This window comes from Aureibaculum luteum, assembly GCF_003449015.1.
GTDB classification, from domain to species: Bacteria; Bacteroidota; Bacteroidia; order Flavobacteriales; family Flavobacteriaceae; genus Aureibaculum; species Aureibaculum luteum.
Map to the genome: position 1 here is coordinate 296,630 of NZ_QRGD01000005.1, position 23,373 is coordinate 320,002.

The 23,373-nt window shown below is 30.9% G+C and carries 20 protein-coding genes and 1 tRNA gene; 6 read left to right on the forward strand and 15 right to left on the reverse strand.

Annotation, left to right across the window (positions count from 1 at the left end; translation table 11 throughout):
* Nucleotides 1–9: 9 nt before the first annotated feature.
* Both D3P13_RS13490 and D3P13_RS13495 read left to right on the forward strand, forming a co-directional pair.
* On the forward strand, nt 10–1,209 hold the full coding sequence (locus D3P13_RS13490; RefSeq protein WP_117883297.1) for a DUF4249 domain-containing protein: 1,200 nt from the start codon (nt 10–12) through the stop codon (nt 1,207–1,209).
* A complete protein-coding gene (locus D3P13_RS13495; protein ID WP_157972920.1) occupies nt 1,202–2,935 on the forward strand; it encodes a hypothetical protein in 1,734 nt (577 codons plus the stop codon). Before D3P13_RS13490 ends, D3P13_RS13495 begins: the two co-directional genes overlap by 8 nt.
* A gap of 8 nt (nt 2,936–2,943) precedes the next feature.
* Here the strand turns inward: D3P13_RS13495 and D3P13_RS13500 are convergent, their stop codons facing one another.
* From D3P13_RS13500 to D3P13_RS13510, 3 genes are all read right to left on the reverse strand, one after another.
* Nucleotides 2,944–3,948, reverse strand: coding sequence for an AMP-binding protein (locus D3P13_RS13500; RefSeq protein WP_317124797.1), 1,005 nt, complete (start codon nt 3,946–3,948; stop codon nt 2,944–2,946).
* A gap of 105 nt (nt 3,949–4,053) precedes the next feature.
* Nucleotides 4,054–4,995, reverse strand: coding sequence for a CPBP family intramembrane glutamic endopeptidase (locus D3P13_RS13505; protein WP_117883302.1), 942 nt, complete (start codon nt 4,993–4,995; stop codon nt 4,054–4,056).
* A 29-nt stretch (nt 4,996–5,024) separates the two neighbouring features.
* Nucleotides 5,025–6,059: an o-succinylbenzoate synthase gene (locus D3P13_RS13510; RefSeq protein ID WP_117883304.1), complete on the reverse strand. Its 1,035-nt coding sequence runs from the start codon at nt 6,057–6,059 to the stop codon at nt 5,025–5,027.
* Between the two features lie 47 nt (nt 6,060–6,106).
* Between D3P13_RS13510 and D3P13_RS13515 the strand changes: the two genes are divergently transcribed.
* Nucleotides 6,107–6,178, forward strand: a tRNA-Arg gene (locus D3P13_RS13515).
* A gap of 97 nt (nt 6,179–6,275) precedes the next feature.
* On the opposite strand, the gene D3P13_RS13520 is transcribed toward D3P13_RS13515, so the two are convergent.
* The 9 genes from D3P13_RS13520 to D3P13_RS13560 all read right to left on the reverse strand — a co-directional run bounded on the left by D3P13_RS13520 (nt 6,276) and on the right by D3P13_RS13560 (nt 16,287).
* Complete coding sequence (locus D3P13_RS13520) at nt 6,276–6,956, reverse strand: metal-dependent hydrolase (RefSeq protein ID WP_117883306.1); 681 nt, start codon at nt 6,954–6,956, stop codon at nt 6,276–6,278.
* Between the two features lie 84 nt (nt 6,957–7,040).
* Nucleotides 7,041–9,314, reverse strand: a complete 2,274-nt coding sequence (locus tag D3P13_RS13525) for a TonB-dependent receptor domain-containing protein (protein WP_117883308.1) — start codon at nt 9,312–9,314, stop codon at nt 7,041–7,043.
* A 175-nt stretch (nt 9,315–9,489) separates the two neighbouring features.
* On the reverse strand, nt 9,490–9,876 hold the full coding sequence (locus D3P13_RS13530) for a hypothetical protein (protein ID WP_117883310.1): 387 nt from the start codon (nt 9,874–9,876) through the stop codon (nt 9,490–9,492).
* Between the two features lie 58 nt (nt 9,877–9,934).
* The gene (gene menA, locus D3P13_RS13535) at nt 9,935–10,840 is read right to left on the reverse strand and encodes a 1,4-dihydroxy-2-naphthoate octaprenyltransferase (RefSeq protein WP_117883312.1); all 906 of its coding nucleotides are present in this window, start codon (nt 10,838–10,840) and stop codon (nt 9,935–9,937) included.
* Nucleotides 10,841–10,952: 112 nt separating this feature from the next.
* Nucleotides 10,953–11,555: an SPOR domain-containing protein gene (locus D3P13_RS13540; protein ID WP_117883314.1), complete on the reverse strand. Its 603-nt coding sequence runs from the start codon at nt 11,553–11,555 to the stop codon at nt 10,953–10,955.
* A gap of 18 nt (nt 11,556–11,573) precedes the next feature.
* Nucleotides 11,574–12,353, reverse strand: coding sequence for a (Fe-S)-binding protein (locus D3P13_RS13545; RefSeq protein WP_117883316.1), 780 nt, complete (start codon nt 12,351–12,353; stop codon nt 11,574–11,576).
* A 180-nt stretch (nt 12,354–12,533) separates the two neighbouring features.
* Complete coding sequence (locus D3P13_RS13550) at nt 12,534–13,844, reverse strand: (Fe-S)-binding protein (protein WP_117883318.1); 1,311 nt, start codon at nt 13,842–13,844, stop codon at nt 12,534–12,536.
* Nucleotides 13,845–14,156: 312 nt separating this feature from the next.
* Nucleotides 14,157–15,107: an MlaD family protein gene (locus D3P13_RS13555; protein ID WP_117883320.1), complete on the reverse strand. Its 951-nt coding sequence runs from the start codon at nt 15,105–15,107 to the stop codon at nt 14,157–14,159.
* Nucleotides 15,108–15,171: 64 nt separating this feature from the next.
* Complete coding sequence (locus tag D3P13_RS13560) at nt 15,172–16,287, reverse strand: N-acetylmuramoyl-L-alanine amidase family protein (protein WP_117883322.1); 1,116 nt, start codon at nt 16,285–16,287, stop codon at nt 15,172–15,174.
* 114 nt (nt 16,288–16,401) lie between these two features.
* On the opposite strand from D3P13_RS13560, the gene D3P13_RS13565 reads away from it, so the two are divergent.
* The gene (locus tag D3P13_RS13565) at nt 16,402–19,086 is read left to right on the forward strand and encodes a putative LPS assembly protein LptD (protein ID WP_117883323.1); all 2,685 of its coding nucleotides are present in this window, start codon (nt 16,402–16,404) and stop codon (nt 19,084–19,086) included.
* 48 nt (nt 19,087–19,134) lie between these two features.
* On the opposite strand, the gene D3P13_RS13570 is transcribed toward D3P13_RS13565, so the two are convergent.
* Together D3P13_RS13570 and bshA are read right to left on the reverse strand one after the other, a co-directional pair.
* Entirely contained in the window at nt 19,135–19,773 is a 639-nt protein-coding gene (locus D3P13_RS13570; protein WP_157972921.1) for an HAD family hydrolase, read from the reverse strand.
* A gap of 306 nt (nt 19,774–20,079) precedes the next feature.
* Nucleotides 20,080–21,213 carry an N-acetyl-alpha-D-glucosaminyl L-malate synthase BshA gene (gene bshA, locus D3P13_RS13580; protein WP_117883329.1) on the reverse strand — a complete coding sequence of 378 codons (1,134 nt, stop codon included), beginning with the start codon at nt 21,211–21,213 and terminating at the stop codon, nt 20,080–20,082.
* A gap of 97 nt (nt 21,214–21,310) precedes the next feature.
* Here bshA and D3P13_RS13585 point away from each other — a divergent pair, with 97 nt between their 5' ends.
* Both D3P13_RS13585 and D3P13_RS13590 read left to right on the forward strand, forming a co-directional pair.
* Nucleotides 21,311–21,946 carry an NUDIX hydrolase gene (locus D3P13_RS13585; RefSeq protein WP_117883331.1) on the forward strand — a complete coding sequence of 212 codons (636 nt, stop codon included), beginning with the start codon at nt 21,311–21,313 and terminating at the stop codon, nt 21,944–21,946.
* Nucleotides 21,947–21,992: 46 nt separating this feature from the next.
* Complete coding sequence (locus tag D3P13_RS13590) at nt 21,993–22,802, forward strand: lysophospholipid acyltransferase family protein (protein WP_117883333.1); 810 nt, start codon at nt 21,993–21,995, stop codon at nt 22,800–22,802.
* Nucleotides 22,803–22,877: 75 nt separating this feature from the next.
* On the opposite strand, the gene D3P13_RS13595 is transcribed toward D3P13_RS13590, so the two are convergent.
* Nucleotides 22,878–23,348, reverse strand: a complete 471-nt coding sequence (locus D3P13_RS13595) for a Dps family protein (protein ID WP_117883335.1) — start codon at nt 23,346–23,348, stop codon at nt 22,878–22,880.
* Nucleotides 23,349–23,373 lie beyond the last annotated feature (25 nt).

Here is a 23,373-nt window from a genome sequence, read left to right on the forward strand (position 1 = left end):
TTATATTAAATGAAAAAATTAAAAAAACATACCTTAATATTACTATTAACCTTAGGTTTTATTACTAATTCATGTATAGACACATTTGATGTAAAAACTATAGGGTTTGAAAATGCACTTGTGGTTGAAGCTTTAATTACCAATGAATTTAAGATACACCAAATTAAACTATCAAGTTCATTCACTTTTGAAGAAGTAAATCCCCAGGCAATAACCAATGCTGTTGTTTACATAACCGATGATAAAGGAGGCCGAATTGATTTTGTTGAAACCTTTATTTCAGGTGAATATAATTCTAATATACCATTTGCTGCCGAAGCTGGTAAAATCTACCAATTGTTCATTACAACTTCTGATAACAACACGTATGAATCTAAAGCAATACCATTGTCTGCTATTTCTCAAATAGATAGTGTTTATGTAGAACGTGGTAAAAATAATTTTAACGAAAATGGTGTTTCTATCTTTATAGATAGTTACGACCCTACAGGCGGTTCTAATTATTATAGATATGAATATGAAGAAACCTATAAAATAATTGCCCCAAAATGGTCACAATTTGACTTAATTATGACGTCTAGTACTCCACCATATCAATTTGATTTTCTTCCAAAAAATACAGAAAAAAGAATATGTTATAAAACCGAGTTTTCAACCGGAATAACTTTAACTGAAACAACTGATTTACTCGAAGATAGAGTAGGAAAATTCAAAATAAGGTTTATAAATAATGAGAATCCAATTATTTCGCACCGATACAGTATATTAGTAAAGCAATATGTACAATCAATTGATACCTACACCTATTTTAAAACCCTAAAGAAGTTCTCTACACCTCAGAATGGTATTGCTCAAAATCAACCAGGATTTTTTGAAGGTAATATGCGTTCATCAAATGATAGTGATAGAAAAATTATTGGAATTTTTGATGTCTCTTCAGTATCTGAAAAAAGAATGTATTTTAATTATAAAGATTTATTTGTTGGTGAAAATTTACCACCCTATTTTTCGACGTGTGGCTCAACCAAACCATCAATTATACCTGAAGAGAATAGTCCACCAGATTTGGTGACAGAATTAGAAAATGGTGGAGTAAACTTTTATCTAGAAACAGGAGACGCTACTGCTCCCTACGAATTAGTACCGTCTGCTTGTGGAGATTGCACGTTAATAGGAACAAATGTTAAACCAGACTTTTGGTATGAATAAATATTTTTACATAACTATATTTACTTTGGGTATTTGTTTTAACAAAATAAATGCTCAGGAAATTGAGCAGCCAATTATCCCTCTGGAACATGTTTTCGTACATTTTAACACCAGTTTTTTAGTCTCTGGTGAAAACATATATTATAAATTATATTGCATAAATACCAACACCGAAAAATTAAGTACCCTGAGTAAAATAGCATATTTAGAGTTAATTGACAACGATTTAAAGTCCATTTTCAAACACAAAATCAAATTAGAAAATGGCGTTAGTTCTGGAGATTTTTTTATACCTGCTGACATTGCATCTGGTAACTATAAATTAATAGCATATACGCATTGGATGCGTAATTGGTCAAATAATATTTTTAAAAATGATATGTTTATAATTAATCCATTTGAAAAAAATAGACCTGATATTTTTGTTAAAAATGATTCCCTAGATATAATCACTAACCATACGCTAATTGACCCATTGCAAACCATTTCGGGAATTAGAAATACTAATAATTATGTAACATTATCTGTTTTAAAAAAGAAATATGGATTAAGAGAAAAGGTCGAATTAAATATTAGCAATTCAGATCCAATAAATAATTTGGGTAACTATTCAATTTCTGTTGCTAAAATTGATTCTATTTTTATACCCCGCATGTTTACTTCCGTAAATTATGCCAAATTATTTGAATCTAAAAACCGGAATAAAATAACCTTTTTACCAGAACTAAGAGGTGAACTTATTAGTGGTAAAGTTCTAAATATTAATAAGGAGCCCGTTTCTAATAGTATCGTAGCTATTTCATTACCAGGAAAAAATTTTCAGCTTAAAATTGCAACAACAAATAATAATGGCTCTTTCTACACCTATTTAAATAATAACTATCCAAACAATAGTGCCATCTTTCAAATATTGGATATGCAAAACGAAGAATATAATTTATATGTTGACAAACACACTCCTTTAGTGTTAAAAGACCTAGAGTTTTCAAAATTTAAAGTTACTCCAGCAATGAGAAAAATAATAATCAATCGTAGTGTTCAAAATCAAATTGAAAATTCATATTCATCAATTAAATTAGATTATGAAGATAGTATTTTTCATATAGAGCCTTTTTATAAATCAAAAATTACACAGACCTACCGGTTAGATGACTACACCCGATTTCCTTCAGTAAAAGAAACAGCAATAGAAATTATGTCTAATGTTTTTGTTAGACAACATAATAAGAAAAGTACAATGCATGTTATCTTTTCCGAAAACCAGATAAACTTCAAATTATTACCTATGATTATTATAGATGGCATTTTAGTACAAAATCATGAGGAAGCACTTGCGTATAATCCGAATAATATAGACAAAATACACGTTATTCAATCGCAATATGTTTATGGATCTAAAATATATCAAGGTATTATTTCAATTGAAACAAAACAGGGTAATTATAAAACCTTGGCACAAAGTAATTCTGTAAAAGAAATTAATCTTTTTAAACCATTAGTTAAAAAGCACTACTATAAACAAGTCTATGATAATAAATCAAACTTCGATAGAATACCAGATTATAGAAATATTTTATTTTGGGAACCTTATCTAACGTTGCCTAAAAAAAATAATCAACTTTCTTTCTACGCATCTGACATTACGGGATATTATCAGATTAGACTTGAAGGATTTAATGAAGATGGCTCTCCTATTAGCTTACAAGAAATAATAAAAGTGAATTGAGATAATGCTTATTTTTTGATTTCAACTGAATTAAGAGTAGCCTTTCTATTAATTTTTTTTGTTTCAGTAAAAATGAAATTATCAATAAAATATACTTCTTTCGGTACTTCAAATTTTGTTAAATACCGTAAAGTGGTAATTTGATCAATTACTTTATTTTCTTTTTTCTCACATTCAATAATCAATATCAGCTTCTCTCCTAGTATATCATCTGGAACACCTGCTACAAAAAAACGTTGATGAATTATTTTTGCTAATTTTTCCTCAATTTGTTCAGGGATTAACTTTATACCTCCAGAATTAATAACATTATCAGCACGCCCTAACCATTTAAATTCATTTTTAGTAATAATTTCAACCAAATCATTGGTAGTTATTATTTCATCAGAAATTTCAGGTGCCTCAATTTCCAAACATCCTCTTGAATTTTTTGAGATAGTAACCTTATCAAGAGTTTCGTAATTAGAGGACTTCAAAGCTACTCCTTGTAGGGATGGATTATTTAGCCTTTTTACAGCAATATGTGTAATGGTCTCTGTCATACCATAGGTAGCGAATATTTCTGTTGAAACCGATTGTAAATTTTCAAACAGATTATTATCTACTGCACCACCGCCTATAATAAGTTTTTTTACTTTATCCAAATACTCTAGCGAATGATGGACTTGTAAAGGCACCATTGCACAGAAATCATAAGTTCTATCAATTTGTTGTAACGGACTAGAACTTGCCTCTATCACGTCTAAATGCCATCCTAACGTCAAAGCTCTTACCAACATCATTTTTCCTGCAATATAATCTGTAGAAAGACATAATAAAGCCGTTGTATTTTCTCGTAAATCAAAAAAAGTACCTGTAGCTATGGCACTATTGACCATATATTCCTTCTTTAACTTTATGCTTTTAGGAGTTCCTGTAGAACCAGAAGTTTGAACGTTTACAGTTTTACTTTCATCAAACCAATCTTCTAAAAAAGTAGTAATACTTGAAGATATATTTTTTGAAAATGACATCAATTCTTCCTTCGAAACAAAAGATGTTCCGTTGAGTTTAAAGTTTTTATGGTAGTTATTGTTGTGCATTAGATAAACGCCCCTTCAATCCCCTTAAGGAGATCACTAATCGATTAAAACTGGTTCTTCAACTTTACCAAATAATTTTTCTTTCCAATTTGTCCAGCCATATTTTTTTGAAAAAATGAATAACAAAATGGGATATATAATAAATACAGGTAAATATGTATTTAAACCCAAAGACGGTTCCGAAGTATCTATATATAGAGCATCTGTCTGAAATACGGACCAATTGGTTGTTATTAAAAATGCCGCGATAATATTATTTGAAGCATGTAAACCTAATGCAAGTTCAGTTCCTTCATCCATTAAGGTAGAAATTCCATAAAGGAAACCTGTTCCAATATAAAATACCATAATCCCAAATCCTAATTTTTCAACTTCCGGATTCATTCCGTGTAAAAGGCCGAACGCAGTAGAAGTCACTATTAACGGAAACCACCTATTCTTAGCTAACACTCCTAAGCCTTGCATTAAATAGCCTCTAAATACCAATTCTTCAGCACTTGTTTGAAATGGTAATAATAAAAAGGAAACCAATACCAATGTAAAAAACGGTATAGGTTTAAAATTCCATACAAAATCATCTGGAGATAAATACACACCAACTAAAGACATTACCAAAACTATACCTCCCCAAAGTATAAATGCAAACCAAAATCGTTTCCAATCAATTTCAGAACGAGAAGTAATCAAGCTTTTGAAGCTACGCTTATGCACAAATCTTACAAAAAAGTATAAAATAAAGAGAGCCACGATAAAGGTAAAAATCATCAATCCTAAAAATAAATTGTTGTCAATACCTGCTTTCATGAAATTATCCGCAGCTTCTTTTCTAAACAAATCCATATCGCCATCTACAGCAAAATATCCTGCAACCATTAATGGAATACTTGCAAACTGAATACCTACAAAAATTGAAACAAATGTAAGTACATACATCCACCAATCATTTCTTCCTTTATATGCTTGTTGTATAAAATTCATCTTTCAATTTTGATTTTCAAAAATAAGAGTTAAAAACTAAACTGCCATTTTAAATTAGGGTTATAATGAAGCTTTCCATTTTTAACTTGCAAAGGTGATTCAAAATTGTTGGTAAATAATCCTCCTGTACCCAACCCTTGCGGCATTGTTGTATTTAAGCTATATGTAAACTGAGCAATGGAATTTAGTCCAATATTACTTTCAAGTGCCGAAGTAATCCACCACAACACATTGTATTGATTTGATATTTCAATCCAATCTTTACTCCCTTGAAAACCTCCAATTAAGCTGGGTTTTAAAATAATATATTGAGGCTTAATAGTTTCCAATAAATTTTGCTTTTCTACTGAATTGAATACTCCTATCAATTCTTCATCTAATGCAATGGGTAGAAGTGTTTTATCACACAAAGAAGCCATTTCTTGCCACTGCCCTGCTTTAATAGGCTGTTCAATGGAATGTAAATCAAATTCTGATAATCTATGTAACTTTTCTAATGCATTTTGAGGTGTAAAAGCTCCATTTGCATCTACTCTTAACTCGATATCAGATGCCTTAAACTCTTTTCTAATAGATTTTAAAAGTTCTATTTCGGCATCAAAATCAATAGCCCCAATTTTTAATTTTAGCGTAGTGAATCCTGCCGCTAATTTTTCTAAAATTTGTTGCTTCATAAAATGAGCAGTACCCATCCAAATTAAGCCATTTATAGCTATTGAAGCGTTACCTTTTGTAAATTCGGAGGGGAACAACATAAATTTATTCTTATTTTGAATCGAGCTTAATGCTTGTTCTAATCCAAATTGAATGGAAGGAAACTCAGATAATTCTTTTATTAGTATGTCCTTTTCTAAATTTATATTATTACAAAGCCATTGCAGTTTTTCTTCATAATCTGGTCTGTCATCTGCACTTAACCCCTTAAAAAGACCACACTCCCCTATGCCATTCTGACCCTCTTTATTTATGAATAAAAAATAAGTTTCTTTGGTATGCAATATCCCGCGAGAAGTACCGCTGGCCTGCTTAAAATTGAGAATGTATTTTTTATAATTTGCCTTCATTTTCTGTATTAAAAACAACAAATATATACTATTTTTGTAAGGCAATTGCCCTCGTAGTTCAATGGATAGAATAGAAGTTTCCTAAACTTTAGATCCAAGTTCGATTCTTGGCGAGGGTACTAATTTTTCATAAGACTTGAGATATAAACCATCCGATTTGAGACTGCATTGCATTTCTTAAAATAGTTAAATCCCAAAACAATTAGCATAAAGCATTTACAATTCTATAACACCACCTATTTCTAGTAAAATCAACTCTTTATCCTTATCAGCGAATTTTTTCACAGCTATTTTATGGTCAATTTTTATATAACCAAAAGTATCGAAGTGACAACCTAAAATTTTATCACATTCCACAAAATCGGAAGCAACAATGGCACTTTCTGTGCCCATTGTAAAATTATCACCAACGGGTAAAATAGCTAAATCTAGTTTTCCGATGACCATAGGGATCAATTTCATGTCATATGTTAACGCAGTATCTCCAGCTATATAAACTTTATGATTTGCTGTTTCTAGGACAAAGCCCGCCGGATTACCACCATAACTACCATCGGGAAAAGAACTTGTATGAATGGCATTAACCATATGTAGTTTTCCAAAATCGAATTGCCAAGTACCTCCATGATTCATAGGGTGCCCTTTAATACCTTTAGCTTCAAAGTGATTTACAATTTCAAAATTTGAAATAATATTCGCACCAGTATTTTTTGCGATGGCTTCTACATCTAAAATATGATCGCCATGGGCATGGGTTAGTAAAATATAGTCCGCTTTTAATGCATTAATATCGATGTTTTTAGCCAATTCATTACCTGTAATAAATGGGTCAACAATAATTGTTTTTCCTTGTGTTTCAATGCTTAAAGTAGCATGTCCGAGATACGTGATTTTCATTATGTATATATATGAGATAATGCAATTTACAAAAAAACTGTAATTAAAATTACTTCTAATCACAGTTTGACATTATAAAAAAAGTTAAAATTTATAGTTCACTTTTACAGTAAAATTCCTACCAGGTTCAAATATTCTTCCTGAAAGCAAATCAGAATTTTGATATGAAAAATTCAGATGTTCATAATACGTTGTATCAAATATATTTAAAACAGATGCTCCTACGGTTAAATTTTCAATCGGTACAAAACCAATACTAAAATCGAATGTAGCAAAGTCGTTAGAAGCTGTTTCCATAAAACTTTCTGATGTTCTAATTTGAGCTGCAACAAATCTAGAATTTAAACGAGTCCAAAATTTTTCCTTTTCGTACTGTAAACCAGCATGTGCAGTTAGTGGAGTAATTTGAGGCAATGGTTCTTCATATTCCTCATTTTGTGCATATGTATAAGAAATATCTGTTGTGAATTTAAAGTCTTTATTAATCTCATAGTTGAAATAAAACTCAAATCCAGATTGGGTAGCCTCATCTATATTTATAAACCGTTTTGCAAATGTAGGTTGAGCACTAGGCATGAATTTACGCGAAATATTTTCGTCTACTACAGGTACAATATAATCTGTAATTAGGGAATAGAAAACACTAGCTCCAACTTCAATTTTATCAAATCTCTTGTTAAAGGAAATTTCAATTTGATTATTAATTTCAGGATCTAAATTTGGATTTCCTACATATTCATAGGGATCTACTCCTACGCTAAAATGGTTAATATAGCGTTCTATCATCGAAGCTGTTCTTACCCCTCGTCCTAAAGCAATTTGCACTTGAGCATCTTCTGATTTATATTTCAGTGAAACGGTACCACTTATATTCGTTTCGTTAGAATCACCAATTTCACCTCCATATAATTGTAAAAAGTCTAATTCCGCATCATTTATAGATGCATTTACAAAATCGGAACGCAATCCTGCTGTTAAGGTAAAAAGATTCGTTAGTCTATACTTACCTTCAACAAAAACGCCAAAATCATTCAATTTAGAATCTTGCCATATTTTATCCGTAAAAATTTTAGGAGTTGCTAAAGTATTTCCGTTCATTATCTTAACTGTTCTTTCCCTGTCTCCCTCTCTTCCTATAAGGTTAGCATCTACACCTGTATAAATAAAAAGATTATCATTTGGTGTTAATACCAATTCTGTTTTCCCCCCATAAGTTGTTGAAAACACGTTTGAAGCTGCCTCTGTCATTTTAAAACTAGGCCTATTTTCATTGGTCATTAAATGATCTACATCAGAATAAAACCCTTTAACTGAAAATGAACTAATTAGGTCTGATATATCTGTAACTTTATAATCTAGTCCTGCTAAAAAGCTATCATCATAAGGAGAATCCATAGGTAATCCGGCATGTTTTATATCTCTACCAAATGACTGCCTCCAACTTAATTGAATACGTTGCTTTTCTGTTGGATTATAACCTAATTTCACGGAATAATCTGTTGATTTAAATGATGATGGAACAACTGTACCATCACCGTCTTCGTAATCGCCATAATCACGATACTCACCATTTAAGGAAATATCGAATTGATCTGTTTTATAGCTGATACTTCCTCTTGTAGATAGGTTATCTCCATTAGTTTCATAACCAGCTTCAACATCACCATGAATACCATTTGCTAAGGTATTTGGATTTCTAGAAACTAAGTTTACAATACCCCCAAAGTTAGGACCAAATCGCATTGTATAAGGACCTTTTACGACTTCTATTCTTTCAATTTCATCGGAAATAATATGCGTAGTAATTGGGTCCATTCTATTTGGGCAAGCATTTAAAATTTTCATACCACCATCCAGCTGAACATTCAATTGTTCATACTTAAATGCTCTAAAAAATGGTTCTGAAGCATATGCTCCCCTTTTTTGAATACCAAAGCCTGGTATGTCTCTAAATAAGTCACTAACATTTCTGGGTTGTGTAGTACTTTTAACATGATCTACAACAACTTTAGATTGCGATAAATCTTTTAGAACATCGGCCTCTACTATTATATTCTCTAAATTTATATGTTTTACATCTAGATATATAAACAACTTGCTAGTTTCAATAATTATCTCTTTTGATTCAAAACTCAAATGCCGAATTATGAGTACATCACCAATTTTAGCACTTATGGTGAAATTTCCATCAATATCAGAATTTACTATTTCATTTGGTTTTTTAATTTGAATAGAGGCATTTTCAATGGGTTTATTGGTTATTGCTTCTACTACTTTTCCTTTTATTATGGATTGTTGACACCATAATGCATTAGTTGATGATACTAAAAATAGTATCATTATAAAATATATTTTCATTAATTTATGTTTTAGCTTTTATTAATCAATTACTCTGATTATTACATATGAGATTTTATAATTAAAAAAAAATCATACAGCAATACACCATTCTAATACAGACAATATCTTTAAAAAAAAGATTGAGAATACTGTAAAAAATTGTTTGTAAACGGAAATGGATAATTGTAACTATTTAAACTAAAAACTCTGGAGGTTGAAATTGAATTTCAATGTATTTCTTAATTTTTCCAATTTTATTTGAAAACAAATTATTTCGTGTTAAAAATACAAATGCATTTAGCTTAGAATGATCATTTTCATGAGAAGTTATAGGAAATTTATCAAAATCAATTACTGGTAATCCTGATGGTTTGTCCTGATTATCACTAGGAAGTGTTTTCTTTATTTCTTTGGCAAGATGACATTTACCATTACATTTAAGCTCTGGTTCGTCTTTATTAATACACAATACCTTGGCTATATAATCATAATTCAAATTATAGTCAATTACCGGAACAATGGGTCTAATCAATGCTCCAACGTATAAAAAGATAAAAAGATATGTATATATTAATTTCACTTACTTCCTTTAATGATACAAAAATAATATTTTTGATATGCGTAAAGAATGACTTTTATCATAAAGTTTGAGACAATCCAAAAAGAATGGCGAATAAAAAAGTACTTAAGGCTAATTTCTTTAACTCAGGGTCTAGTTTAGTGGCATCTTTATTATGATATACGGTAAGTAAATGATTGGAAATAGGTATAAATGCAATTAAAAATATAAATTGTACAGGTGATTTATAATGAATAACTACGTAAAATAATGCCGTTAGAAATGCTACAATTAACAAACTATAATGGTAATACTTAGCTAATTTTTCTCCCATTTTAACAACTAACGTTTTTTTATTTGCCTTTGTGTCAGATATGCGATCACGAAGGTTATTCAAATTTAACACCCCAACACTTAATAAACCAATAGAAATTGCTGGAAGAAAAACGAACCATTGAATCTGTTTCGTATATAAAAAACAACTCCCTACGACGCTTAATAAACCAAAAAATAAAAAGACAAAAACATCTCCGAATCCACTGTATCCATAAGCCTTTTTACCCATAGTATATTTTATAGCTGCTGCGATACTTGCCAAACCCAAAAGAAGAAATAACAGAAAATAGTAGAAATGTTCTTTACCGAAAGCGAAATACAACAAAACCACAGCAATAAAAAAAGTAATAACTCCAGTAATTTTAATGGCATTTAACATTTCTTTCGGAGTAATAACACCACTTTGTAATGCTCTTTGCGGGCCTTTTCTATCTGAATTATCAGTCCCTTTTACTCCATCACCATAATCATTTGCGAAATTTGATAATACTTGAAAACCAATTGTTGTTACTAATGCCAAGAGACATATTTTCCAATCGAAATATCCCTGAGCATACCCCAAAAAACTTCCTACAATTATTCCAGAAAGTGATAAAGGTAATGTTCGTAAACGAGCGGCTTTTAAAAAAGCTGTAGATTTTGGATTCAAAAGATTAATGATTAAAATATAGAAATTTAAGGTTCAAAAGAATTTCAGACTTAAGCTTATGACTACAAACTTAAAGAATATAAAAATTAACAATTTTGTTAAGGACTAATTACTATTTTAAATATTGTGTTTCCTCACTTAACTCTAAGGCCTCTCGGATATTTACCGGGTCTCCATAAGATTGTGCGATAATAAAACAATCCGTAAAACCTAATCTTTTTAAATCCTCTTTCAAGACTATTGCTTCAGAATAACTCACAAAATTCCCTATAGCGTACTTGTTTAAATCTCCATCAACAAATTCTTTCATATGTGCTAAATCATCTGAAAATAGCTTTGCTTTAAAATTAGCAAAAGCACCAATTTGTATACTATAAACTATGGTTTCACCCACTATACCTTGGGCATTTTCTTTAACCTGGATTACAGCTTTTTTTGCTTCTTTTAAAGTATGCAGTGTATCATTATCAATAAGCGATAGATTATTTTTTATTAAATATTTATTATCGAATTCATTCGTTTTGGGTAAAAAAGACCATAAAAAAAGTATTAAAGCTAATAAGCCAAATAAGCCTAAAATAACTCTGTGTTTTCTTAGTATTGAATTATTCTCCTCTTCTTCTTTGAGAAGGTTATTTAACTTATTTATGGTTTGGTTCGCTTTATCAACCTCCTCATAAATATTCACTAAGTTTTTATCTTTAATATATGGCATAATTAGTTTAGGTTTAGATTATAGATCTTGTGCATTTGCAATAAGTTCTACAATATCTAATACTTCTATATCATTTTCTTTCTCTTTGCTCTTGATCCCGTCTGTCATCATTGTATTACAAAACGGACAACCTGTAGCAATAATATCAGGTTTTATTTCTAAGGCTTCTTCCGTACGTTCTACATTAATATCTTTAGTTCCTTTTTCAGGTTCTTTAAACATTTGGGCTCCACCAGCTCCACAACATAAACCATTACTTTTACAACGTTTCATCTCAACCAATTCAACTTCTAACTTTCGAATTAGTTCTCTTGGTGCTTCATAAACACAATTGGCTCTACCTAAATAACAAGGGTCATGAAAAGTGATTCGCTTTCCTTTATAAGAACCTCCTTCAATTGAAATTTTACCTTCATCTAATAAAGATTTTAAAAACTGAGTATGATGCATCACCTCATATTTACCACCTAACTGTGGATACTCATTTTTTATGGTATTAAAACAATGGGGACAAGCGGTAACAACCTTTTTTATTTCATAGGCATTCATAACCTCAATATTGGTCATGGCTTGCATTTGGAAAAGAAATTCGTTTCCTGCTCGTTTTGCAGGATCTCCAGTACAACCTTCTTCTGTACCCAATACAGCAAAATTTACCTCGGCCTTATTTAAAATTTTAACAAAAGCTTTGGTGATTTTTTTTGCTCTATCATCAAAACTACCTGCACATCCCACCCAAAATAAAACTTCGGGTTGTATGCCTTGGGCTGTCAGTTCAGCCATGGTAGGTACATTCATAATATACTATTTAGAGTTACTAAATCTTAAGTTTTAAGCAAAATATTTACTTAATAATTAAGAGTTTATTTTTAATTTTTCCCGTCATCCAAGACTTGAATGGTTACTTTTTTATATAACAAATCAGTAAAATTTATTCTTTAATGATCCGTTTTTTTTGTAAAATGAATTTGCTATTCGCTAATTTTCATCTTTCCAATTTAATCTATCTAATTGATTATACTGCCACGGGGCAGCATTATTCTCTATGTTAGTCATCATTACATTCAATTCTTGAGGAGCAGCTGATTTTTCCATTACCTTAAATCTTCGCATATCAATAATGATTGATAAAGGGTCAATATTTACAGGACATTCTTCTACACATGCATTACACGAGGTACACGCCCAAATTTCTTCATCAGAAATTGTTGTAAATAGACTTTTATCATCTAACTTAAATTTTCCATTAGTGTCAATGTTTTTTCCCACTTCTTCTAACCTATCTCTAGTCTTCATCATAATCGCTCTAGGCGATAATTCCTTACCTGTAATATTAGCAGGGCATACAGAAGTACATCTACCACATTCTGTACAAGTGTAAGCATTTAGTAACTGGACCCAATTTAAATCAAAAACATCTTCAGCTCCAAATTTTTCTGGCATACTATCATCATTAACCTCACTTTCATCTGGTGCGGCAAAAGGATCTACATTCGGGTCTAACATCATCTTAACTTCATCAGTTACCGATTGTAAGTTATTAAATTCTCCTAAAGGATTCAAATTAGCATAATAGGTATTAGGAAAAGCCAATAAAATATGTAAATGCTTTGAATAGTATAAATAATTCAAGAAAACTAAAATTCCGGCGATATGCAGCCACCAACTTGTTCTCTCAATAACATGTAATGTTTCAGGGTTAAAACCACTAAATAAGGGTGCTATAAACTGACTGATAACATTGCCAGAATTAGCTTGTTGAAAACCAGTATCAGCAGCATTCATTGTTAAAAACAATGTCATCAAAATCATTTCAAAATACAAAATGTATAAGGCATCATTTTTAGGAAAGCCTTTCATTTCCTTATTCCAAAATCTAGGAATACGAATAACCATTCTACGAATCCAAAAAATAATTACTGAAATTAAAACCAAAAGAGCTAGAATTTCAAAAATTCCAATTAACAATCCGTAAAAGCCACCTAAAAATGATAAAACCCTGTGAGTACCAAAAAGTCCATCAATAATAATTTCTAAAACTTCAATATTAATAATGATAAAACCGACATAAACAATGATGTGAAGAATTCCTGCAATAGGGCGTCTTACCATTTTAGATTGCCCTAAAGCAATATTCATCATATTCTTTAAGCGTAAACTAGCATTATCTGTTCTATCAACAGCTTTGCCTAATTTAATATTACGCACTAATTTTTTTACGTTTTTAGCAAAAAAACCAATACCAATTATTAATAAAATGGCAAAAAGTATGTTAGGTAAGTACTGCACTTAGATCGTAATGTTGTTTTATATGTTTCTATTTTTAGGTTTAAAATGTCAAAAACACAAGTGCAAAATTTCAATAAACTGACATTTTATAACATCAAATTTAAAGATTATAATATTGAATATCAACACCGTAAGCGTTGACTGCTCATGTATTCAACATGTAGTAAAACTAATGAATAATATTTACGATATGTAGTTTACTCCCAATTAGTTATTAACTATGTCTTAACAACTTTTTATTGCTTGCAATAAGTAGACCTTAGTACCAGTAAAATTGAAGGTTTTAGTTATACACAATAAGTGAAAATTCTACTACTTAATTTCTTCAACTTCGGGTGTATAAGCTTTTGCTTTTTTTCCAAATAATGAAAAATGAACAAATCTTTTAGGGTTAACTTTTAGTTCAAAAAGTAATTCTTCCATTTCTTTTGAAGCCGCCTCTAGATTATTATATAGACCTTCATCTTTAAGTAATTTACCTATAGAACCATTACCATCTTCAATATTTGTTAGAATACCATTAAACTTAGTAATAGTACCTTGTAATTTCTGAACGGTCTGTTTAATTTGCGACTCATTTAAGGAGTCAGTTAAACTAACCAAATTATGAGATGCTATGGTGGCGTTTGTTAAAATAGAATCTACTTTACCGTTTTCCGCCAACATATTATCTAATGATCTTGAGGCCGTTTTAAATGTAGATAATATTGAATTTAAAGAAGTAATAGCTTCTTTTATTTCTAACTGTTTTTTAGGATTAAGAATAGCATTAACACCTATCAAAAGTGTATCAGCATTAGTTAAAAAACTAGTAACCTTAGATTGTAATGGTGCAATTTGATCATTCAATGCACCTAAAATACCAGCTTCTATATTACCTGCTAATGTGTCACCAGAAACAGCATTACTACCACCATATGCAGGAAGTATTTTTATGGATTTACCACTTATAAAGTCGGGACTATAAATTTCGGCAATACTATTTTTAGTAAATGCAAAATCATTCTCTAAAGAAAAATTAACAACGAGTACACCTACTTTTTCAGGATGAAAATAAATCCGATCAACTACACCAACCTTTAACCCATTAATAGTGACTGGAGCTGAAACAGAAAGTCCTTGAACATTTTCGTATTCTACATAAAACTTTCTACCACTCTCAAAAAGATTATTCCCTTTTATAAAGTTAAACCCCCAAACAAAAAGTGCAATGGTTAGCACTGCAATTATTCCTGTTTTTAATTCTCTAGAAATTTTAACCATAAATTATTTAATAAGAAGCAATATTACTAATTATTTCCGTGAGTAGAAAGTTAAGCGTGAATTTTTACTTCGATGCTAAGGCATCCTTTACTGAAATCTTTTTCTCATTTTTAAAGGCCACAATAAATGCTCCTTTAAATCCTTTAGCCTTCGCTTCTGTTCTTAAGTCCACTGCTTTATTATAATCAGAGGTTAAGCCATAATAATATTTATGATGTGCCCCTACCCTAACTCTCTCTATACCTTTTAAGCCTTTAAAATTATAAGACGCTGTAGCTACTCTTTTTGTACTTGAAGAAATTTGAACTTTAAAATCAACCCCTTTTACAATTCTTGTTTTTGGAGTTGTATCTACTTTCGGCTTCACCTTAGCCTTTACTTCTACAACAGTATTGGCATCAATTTGTTTTTTATATGACTTAATGGCTTTAAAGATTGATTTGGCCATTTCTTGTTGCCCTTTTTTAGAGTCTAAATAGGCTCCTTCCGCCTTATTAGTTAAAAACCCAGTTTCAACTAACACACTTGGCATAAAAGTTTCACGTAGCACTAAAAAATTGTCTTGCTTAACCATTCTATCATGACGCTTTTGATCATTTACCATGTTTTTTTGTATCAAACTAGCAATAGTTAAACTTTGGTCTAAATACTCCTCTTGCATTAATGTAATTCCAATTACAGATTCAGGGGAATTAGGATCAAAACCATCATATTTCTCTTCGTAATTATCTTCCAATAAAATTACCGAGTTTTCTTTTTGTGCAATTCTAAAATTACCATTATTACCCCTTAATCCCAGTACAAATGTACCAGCACCATGCACAGAGGATTTAACCCATGAGTCACAGTGGATTGAAACAAATAAATCAGCTTTTGATTTCTGTGCTATTTTACCTCTTTGATCTAATTCGATAAAAGTATCATCGTCACGTGTGTAGATAACCTCAAAACTTTCATCAGATTTCAACAGCTTACCTACTTCTAAAGCTATTTTTAAAACAATATCTTTTTCAAAATATCCATTCCCTAAATTTCCAGGATCTGTACCTCCGTGACCAGCATCTATAACTACTTTAAACTTTTTTTGAGCAAAAACAGTATTGGCTTGTAATACTAGAAGAAAAGCAAATGACAACAAAAAAAACTTTTTAATTGTTGTTTTAAACAAAGGAGTATTCATAAAATTATTAATTATTAACTATTTTTTAGCTTATTCCACTTAAAAAATATATGTAAGTTTGTAGTTTCAAAAACTAAGCCAAATTTAACGTTTACAAAAATACTATTTATAGCATTGCAATCAAATTTTAAGTATATAGTTTTTGTTTTCCTTTTTTTAGGGACAGGTTGCCTATTTGTAAACGCTCAAAACACAACTCAAAAGAGAGATTCTCTTGAACCATTAAAAAATACTATTATAGGTCTAAAAGGGTTTTCTATTAACGACACTATTCAACTTCCTGATGCAGCTTCTTTAAAAGCAATAGATACCACCAAAATAGATTCTTTTAAACCCAAAGAGTATTTAGATGATTCTATTCTAAAAAAAGCTTCCGATTATATTAAAAATGACTTTGAAAATAAAACCGCAATTTTATATAATAATGCCCAAATATTATATCAAGATATTGATTTACAAGCTGGGATTATAAAGATCGATTATGATAAAAATTTAGCCTATGCCAAGGGAATAATTGATAGTAGTGGTGCTTATACCCAAAAACCTCAATTTAAACAGGCTGGTCAAGAAAGTGAACAAGATTCATTGATTTATAATTTCAAAAATGAAAAAGCAATTATTTACAATACCAAAACCGTTCAAGAAGGTGTCATTGTTAGAGGAGAAATTACTAAAAGAGAAAACGACTCGGTATTTTATTTAGATAGAGCTCATTTTACAACGTCTACTAAAGACAAACCTGATTACGAAATTATTACCAGAAATATTAAATTAGTTCCAGGTAAAAAAATTGTAGGTGGTCTTTCTCAATTAAAATTAGCAGATGTACCCACACCAGCTATATTACCTTTCTTTTATGTACCATTGACCAAAGAACGATCTGTTTCTGGTTTTTTGATTCCTACTTATGGAGAAAATAGCAGTCAAGGTTTTTTTCTTCAAAATGGTGGCTATTATTTTGCCATTAGCGACTATATAGATCTTGCTGTTTTAGGTGATGTATACACAAATGGTAGTTGGGGAATGCGATTTGAGTCTAATTATGCCGTCAGGTATCGTTTCTCAGGGAATTTTAACTTACGCTTTGAAAATTTAATAACAGGACAACGTGGGTTTAGTACTTTTAATAAGAGAAATAATTTTTATTTACGCTGGTCACATAGCCCGTCACAGCAAGCCTCTCCTAATTCTCGATTTTCAGTTTCGGTTAATTTAGGAAGCAGTCAGTATTTTAGAGAATCATTAAATGAGTACAACATTGGTCAGACTGTAACAAATACATTCAACTCCTCAATAAATTTTTACAAAAAATTTGTAGGTACACCTTTCAATATGAATATTGCCATGACGCATAGTCAAAATACAAATACTGAAAAAATTGATATGACCTTACCGTCATTACAAATTGGAATGGACCGAATTTATCCCTTTGCCCCTAAGTCAGGTGCAAAGAAAAACCCCATTCAAAGTCTTGGTTTAAGTTATAGTTTTGATGCTCAGAATAGAATCTCTACGGATGATGATCAGTTTTTAAAATCTGACATGTTTAAAGATGCTCGTTCTGGAGCAAAACATACGGTTTCCGCTAGTACTAATATGAAAGCTTTGAAGTACATAACGCTTTCACCATCTGCAAATTACAATGAAGTTTGGTATTTAAAAACGGTAGAACAAAGATATAATGCCGAGTTAGATGAAATAGAAAAAGATACTGTAAATCAATTTGATGCTTTTAGAGAGTACTCTGCTGGAGTTTCAGCTTCTACAACCCTTTACGGGATGTTTAATTTTAAAAAAGGAAGATTACAGGCAATACGTCATGTAATGCGTCCTTCGGTTTCTTTTAATTACCGACCCGACTTTAGTAATTTTTACGATGAAGTTCAACAAAGTGAAGATGATGATGATTTTTTAGAATACAGTCGTTTTGATGGAGGTATTTATGGTTCACCTTCGAGGGGATTATCGAGTAGCATTGGCCTTAGTCTTAACAACACTTTCGAAGCTAAAATGATGTCAAAAGATTCCACGGCAACAGAACCTGAAAAGATTAAATTATTAAACAATCTGAATTTTTCAACAAGTTACAATATTGCGGCTGACTCTTTAAATTGGAGCCCTGTTAGGATGACCGCTGGTACTACTATATTAGACAATAAGTTAAGTTTGAATGCAAGTGCTACATTAGACCCTTATGCGTTAAGTGCTAGTGGTAGAAGAATTAACACGTATAATATAAATAATGACGGTAGTTTATTTAGACTTACTCAGGCAAACATGTCTGCTAGTTATTCTATCTCTAGTGATATATTTAATAAAAAAGACGCCAAAGAGGATAAAAATAAACCTCCTAAAGGAAATAAGGGAGATGAGGATAGCTTATTCGGAAGTGATATAACCACTAGAAACGTAAAAGACGACCAAGAAGAAAGTAAAACCAAGGTAGCAAATCTATATGGAGCCACACTGCCATGGACTTTAAGCCTTAGGTATAATGTTGGGTATTCAAATTCAACTAGGCAAAATGAGCTTTCAAATAACTCACTTCAATTTTCAGGTAACATTGAATTGTCACCTAAATGGAGCGTTGGACTTTCTTCTGGGTACGATTTTAAAAATAGAGGAGTTACATATACCAACTTAAGTTTTGAACGTGACTTAGACAGTTGGCGTATGAGTTTTAACTGGGTGCCTTTTGGTAATAGTACAACCTATTATTTCTTTATTGGTATCAAATCTTCTGTACTTAGTGATATAAAATATGATAAGCGAAAAGTGGCAGATCAACGTTTGTTTTAATTGGCCTTAATAGCAGTAGGTAATTAAGAGAGAATTATTAGTAACATTTTAAAGCCCTAAAACACGCTCTAAGGCACTCATATCAGTAAAAATAGGAACTTCAACACCAGCCAACATTGTTTTATTACTTTCGTTTTCAAGAGCATACACATCAAAACCACCTGCTTTTGCCGCAGTTACTCCTGGTAAACTATCTTCAATAACAACGCATTCTTCAGGTTTAAACCCCATAGTCTTTGCTGCATGTAAAAAGATATCAGGTTCAGGTTTCCAGCTGTTAATTTGGTAGCAACTAAAAATATTATCATTAAAATAATGTGATAATTTAGTTACCTTTAAATTCAATTTTATCTTGTTTATCGGACCACTAGAAGCTACACAATAAGGAATAGTAAGCTTATCTAATAAAGTATGAACCCCTTTTATGGGTTTTAAATCGCGTTGAAATGCCTCGAAAGACAAGGCTCTATAAGTTTCCTCAAAATCTTCAGGTAATTTTCTACCCAATTTCTTTTCTACAAGGGTAAAATTATCCTTCAATGCCAATCCTGTAAATAAATCAATAGCCTTTTCTATATCAATATGATAATCAACTGTTTTTAGTAAATCAACCATAACCTGTGTAGAAATAGCTTCACTATCTACTAATACACCATCACAATCAAAAATTATACACTTATAGTTCAAACTTTTTATTTATTATTTATTAGAAATACTTTTTTACTAAAAATTGACTTCAGTTGAATCTGTTCTCCACTTTGAGTTTCAACAGATGAAATCGTTGGGCAAATTATTCTCGTCAAAAAGGCCGTAATCACAATTAATATAATATTAGACTCAATATGAACCACAAACTTCAACACAATCCAAATTAAAGTAAAAACCAAAAGAGAAATAACTAGATTCAAAAGAACTGCCGTGGTTTGTTTATTCATTATTTTTTATTTTTTTTACTAGATTCAATTTCAATAGCTATTGAAACTCATTTTCACATTAACAGCAACCTTCTTTTACCATTCTATAAACCTCTTCGTATTCAGGTAATATTTTGTCAATAGTAAATCGCTTTGCAAATTGGTACGCATTGTTTTTAAACGTTTCTAATCGTTCATCATCCGACAAAAGATAAATAGCATTTTTTGACATAGCATCGGTATCACCAACATCACTTAAAAATCCTGTTTTCCCTTCAATATTAACCTCTGGTAATCCACCCGAATTAGAGGAAATTACTGGTGTTTTGGCCGCCATTGCTTCTAATGCCGCCAAACCAAAACTTTCTGTTTGAGACGGTAACAAGAATAAATCTGTTAAGCATAAAATTTTTGCCAACTCTACACTATTACCTAAAAACTTAACATGATCTGCAATACCTAATTCCATAGATTTTTTTTCAGCAGCATCTCTTTCAGGTCCATCTCCAACCATCAATAATTGAGCTTTAATTTTTTGTTGCGTTTTATAAAACACATCAATAACATCAGGGATGCGTTTTACAGGTCTAAAATTACTAATATGCGTAATAATTCGTTCGTCTTTATTAGCTAGATTTCCTCTTAAACAAGGTTCATTATCTAAAGAATCATATTTTTCAAAATCGATAAAATTATAGATTACCTTTATATCTTTTTTTATATTAAATAACCGTAAGGTATCCTTTTTTAAACTTTCAGAAACTACAGTTACTGCATCAGAATTATTAATACTGAACTCTACTGCATTTTTATAGTTAGGATGACTTCCAACTAGTGTTATATCTGTACCATGGAGGGTGGTTACAAATGGAATATGAATACCGTCCGCTTTCAACATTTGTTTTGCCATATAGGCTGCATAAGCGTGAGGTATTGCATAGTGTACATGTAAGAGCTCAATATCATGTAACTTTACCATAGCTACCAATTTACTTGAGAGAGCCAATTCATAAGGTTGGTAATGAAACAGTGGATATTCTTCTACAAAGACTTCATGAAAGTGAATATTATTAGATAGTGCATTTAACCTAACAGGCTGATTATACGTAATAAAATGTACTTCATGTCCTTTTTTTGCTAACGCTATACCCAATTCAGTTGCAACTACTCCACTACCACCATAAGTAGGATAACACACGATACCTATTTTCATAAATAATTATTTTTTTTTAAGTCGAACTATTTTTAGAATCCTTTCAAGATAATAAATTGTAATTTTGAATAAATTCTCCGTAAAACTAAAAATTTAAATGGACTTCAACTCGTTTTTAACACAAATTAATAATCTTAAAAAGCGAAGACTTGGTGGCGAGGAATCACAATTTAAAATGGCTCCTGAATTAAGAAAAGTATTTTCTTTAAACGACATCAAAAACAAAAACCCTAGAGAATCTGCCGTTATGGTATTATTCTATCCTGACGAAAACAACAACACTAGAGTTATACTGACCTTAAGGTCTAATTATAAAGGAGTACATGCCGCTCAAATAAGTTTACCTGGAGGTAAAAAAGATAAAAGTGATAAACGTTTAGTTGACACCGCACTTCGTGAAAATGAAGAAGAAATTGGGATCGATAAAAATGACGTAATCATTTTAAGAGAAATGACCAAAACATACATACCCCCTAGTAACTTTTGGGTATACCCATTTTTAGGCTACCTAAATAAAACACCTACTTTTTCCATTAATTATGAAGTAGAAACGCTAATTGAAGTTTTAGTGAGCGATTTAATTGATGATAAATCTTTAAGTACAAAAAATATGACCACATCTTATATGGAAAATATAGATGTACCCTGCTTTAAATTAAATAGTTATGTGGTTTGGGGTGCTACTGCAATGATTTTGAGTGAGATAAAAGACTTATTTAAATGTATTAATTAGTAATATCTTTTGTAAATTTGATGTTTAACAACCTATTTTAACCTTAATGAAATTTTATAAACAGGACCCTTTTGGTAATGCATTATTTTTAAAAAAGTTCTTAATACGAGTACTTGGACTAATATCGCATGGGAGATATCAAGGTTTTAACAAATTAGAAATTGAAGGCACTGATATACTAAGAAATTTACCCGGAAAAAATGTTTTATTTGTTTCAAACCATCAAACCTATTTTGCCGATGTAGCAGCAATGCTCCATGTTTTTAATGCCGCTTTAAGCGGTAGAGATGATTCTATTAAAAATGTAGGATACATTTGGCAACCTAAATTAAATATCTACTATGTTGCCGCTCTTGAAACCATGAAATCGGGAATATTACCGAAAATATTTGCATACACAGGATCTATTTCTATTGAACGTACTTGGCGAAGTAAAGGCAAAAACGTAAATCGTCAGGTAAAAATGTCTGACATAAGCAATATAGAAAAAGCTCTAAATGATGGTTGGGTTATTACATTTCCACAAGGCACAACTACTCCATTTAAACCGATTAGAAGAGGTACAGCATTTATTATAAAAGAAGCGAAGCCTATTGTAATACCTATAGTGATTGACGGTTTTCGAAGAGCCTATGACAAAACAGGTTTACAACTAAAAAAGCGAAACATTTTACAATCCATGGTTATAAAACCTCCTATGGATATTGACTATGAAAATGATTCAATTGCAGATATTGTAGAAAAATTAGAATATGCAATTGAACAGCACCCTTCATTTTTAAAAGTACTATCACCTGAAGAATATGCAGAACAAGAAGCTCTTCTCGATAAGAAGCGAAAATTCTGGAATTCTTAGAATTATTGGGATTACTCAGTGCTTAGGTAGAGGTAGCATTTATTACCGAATAAACATTGAGTAATCCCTAATAAATTAAGCCAACCAAGCTTTTAACATCCAAACTGTTTTTTCTTGTTCAGAAATAAAGTCGCTCATCATGGCATTTGTTCCTTCATCATCTGCTTCTCCAGATTTATCTAATATAACACGCTCAATCTGAATTAATTGCTTTAGTGAAGTTACTACTAAGGTTACTGCTTCTACATCTTTTGAAATATTTTTTCCTACAGGTACCTTTGAGAGTTCTGTATAATCATCAAAAGTGTGTAAGGGTGTACTTTCTAAAGTTAGAATACGTTCAGCAATTTCATCAATTTTCAATTGAGAATCATTATATAATTCTTCAAATTTCTCATGTAATTGGAAGAAATTTTTCCCTTTAATATTCCAATGCAACCCTCTTAAGTTTTGATAATATATTTGATAGTTTGCCAACAATCCATTTAATTCTGTTGCTAATTCATTTACTTTAATTTCATCTAATCCTAATGTTGTTGTTTCCATACTATTTTAAATTTTATTTTATAAT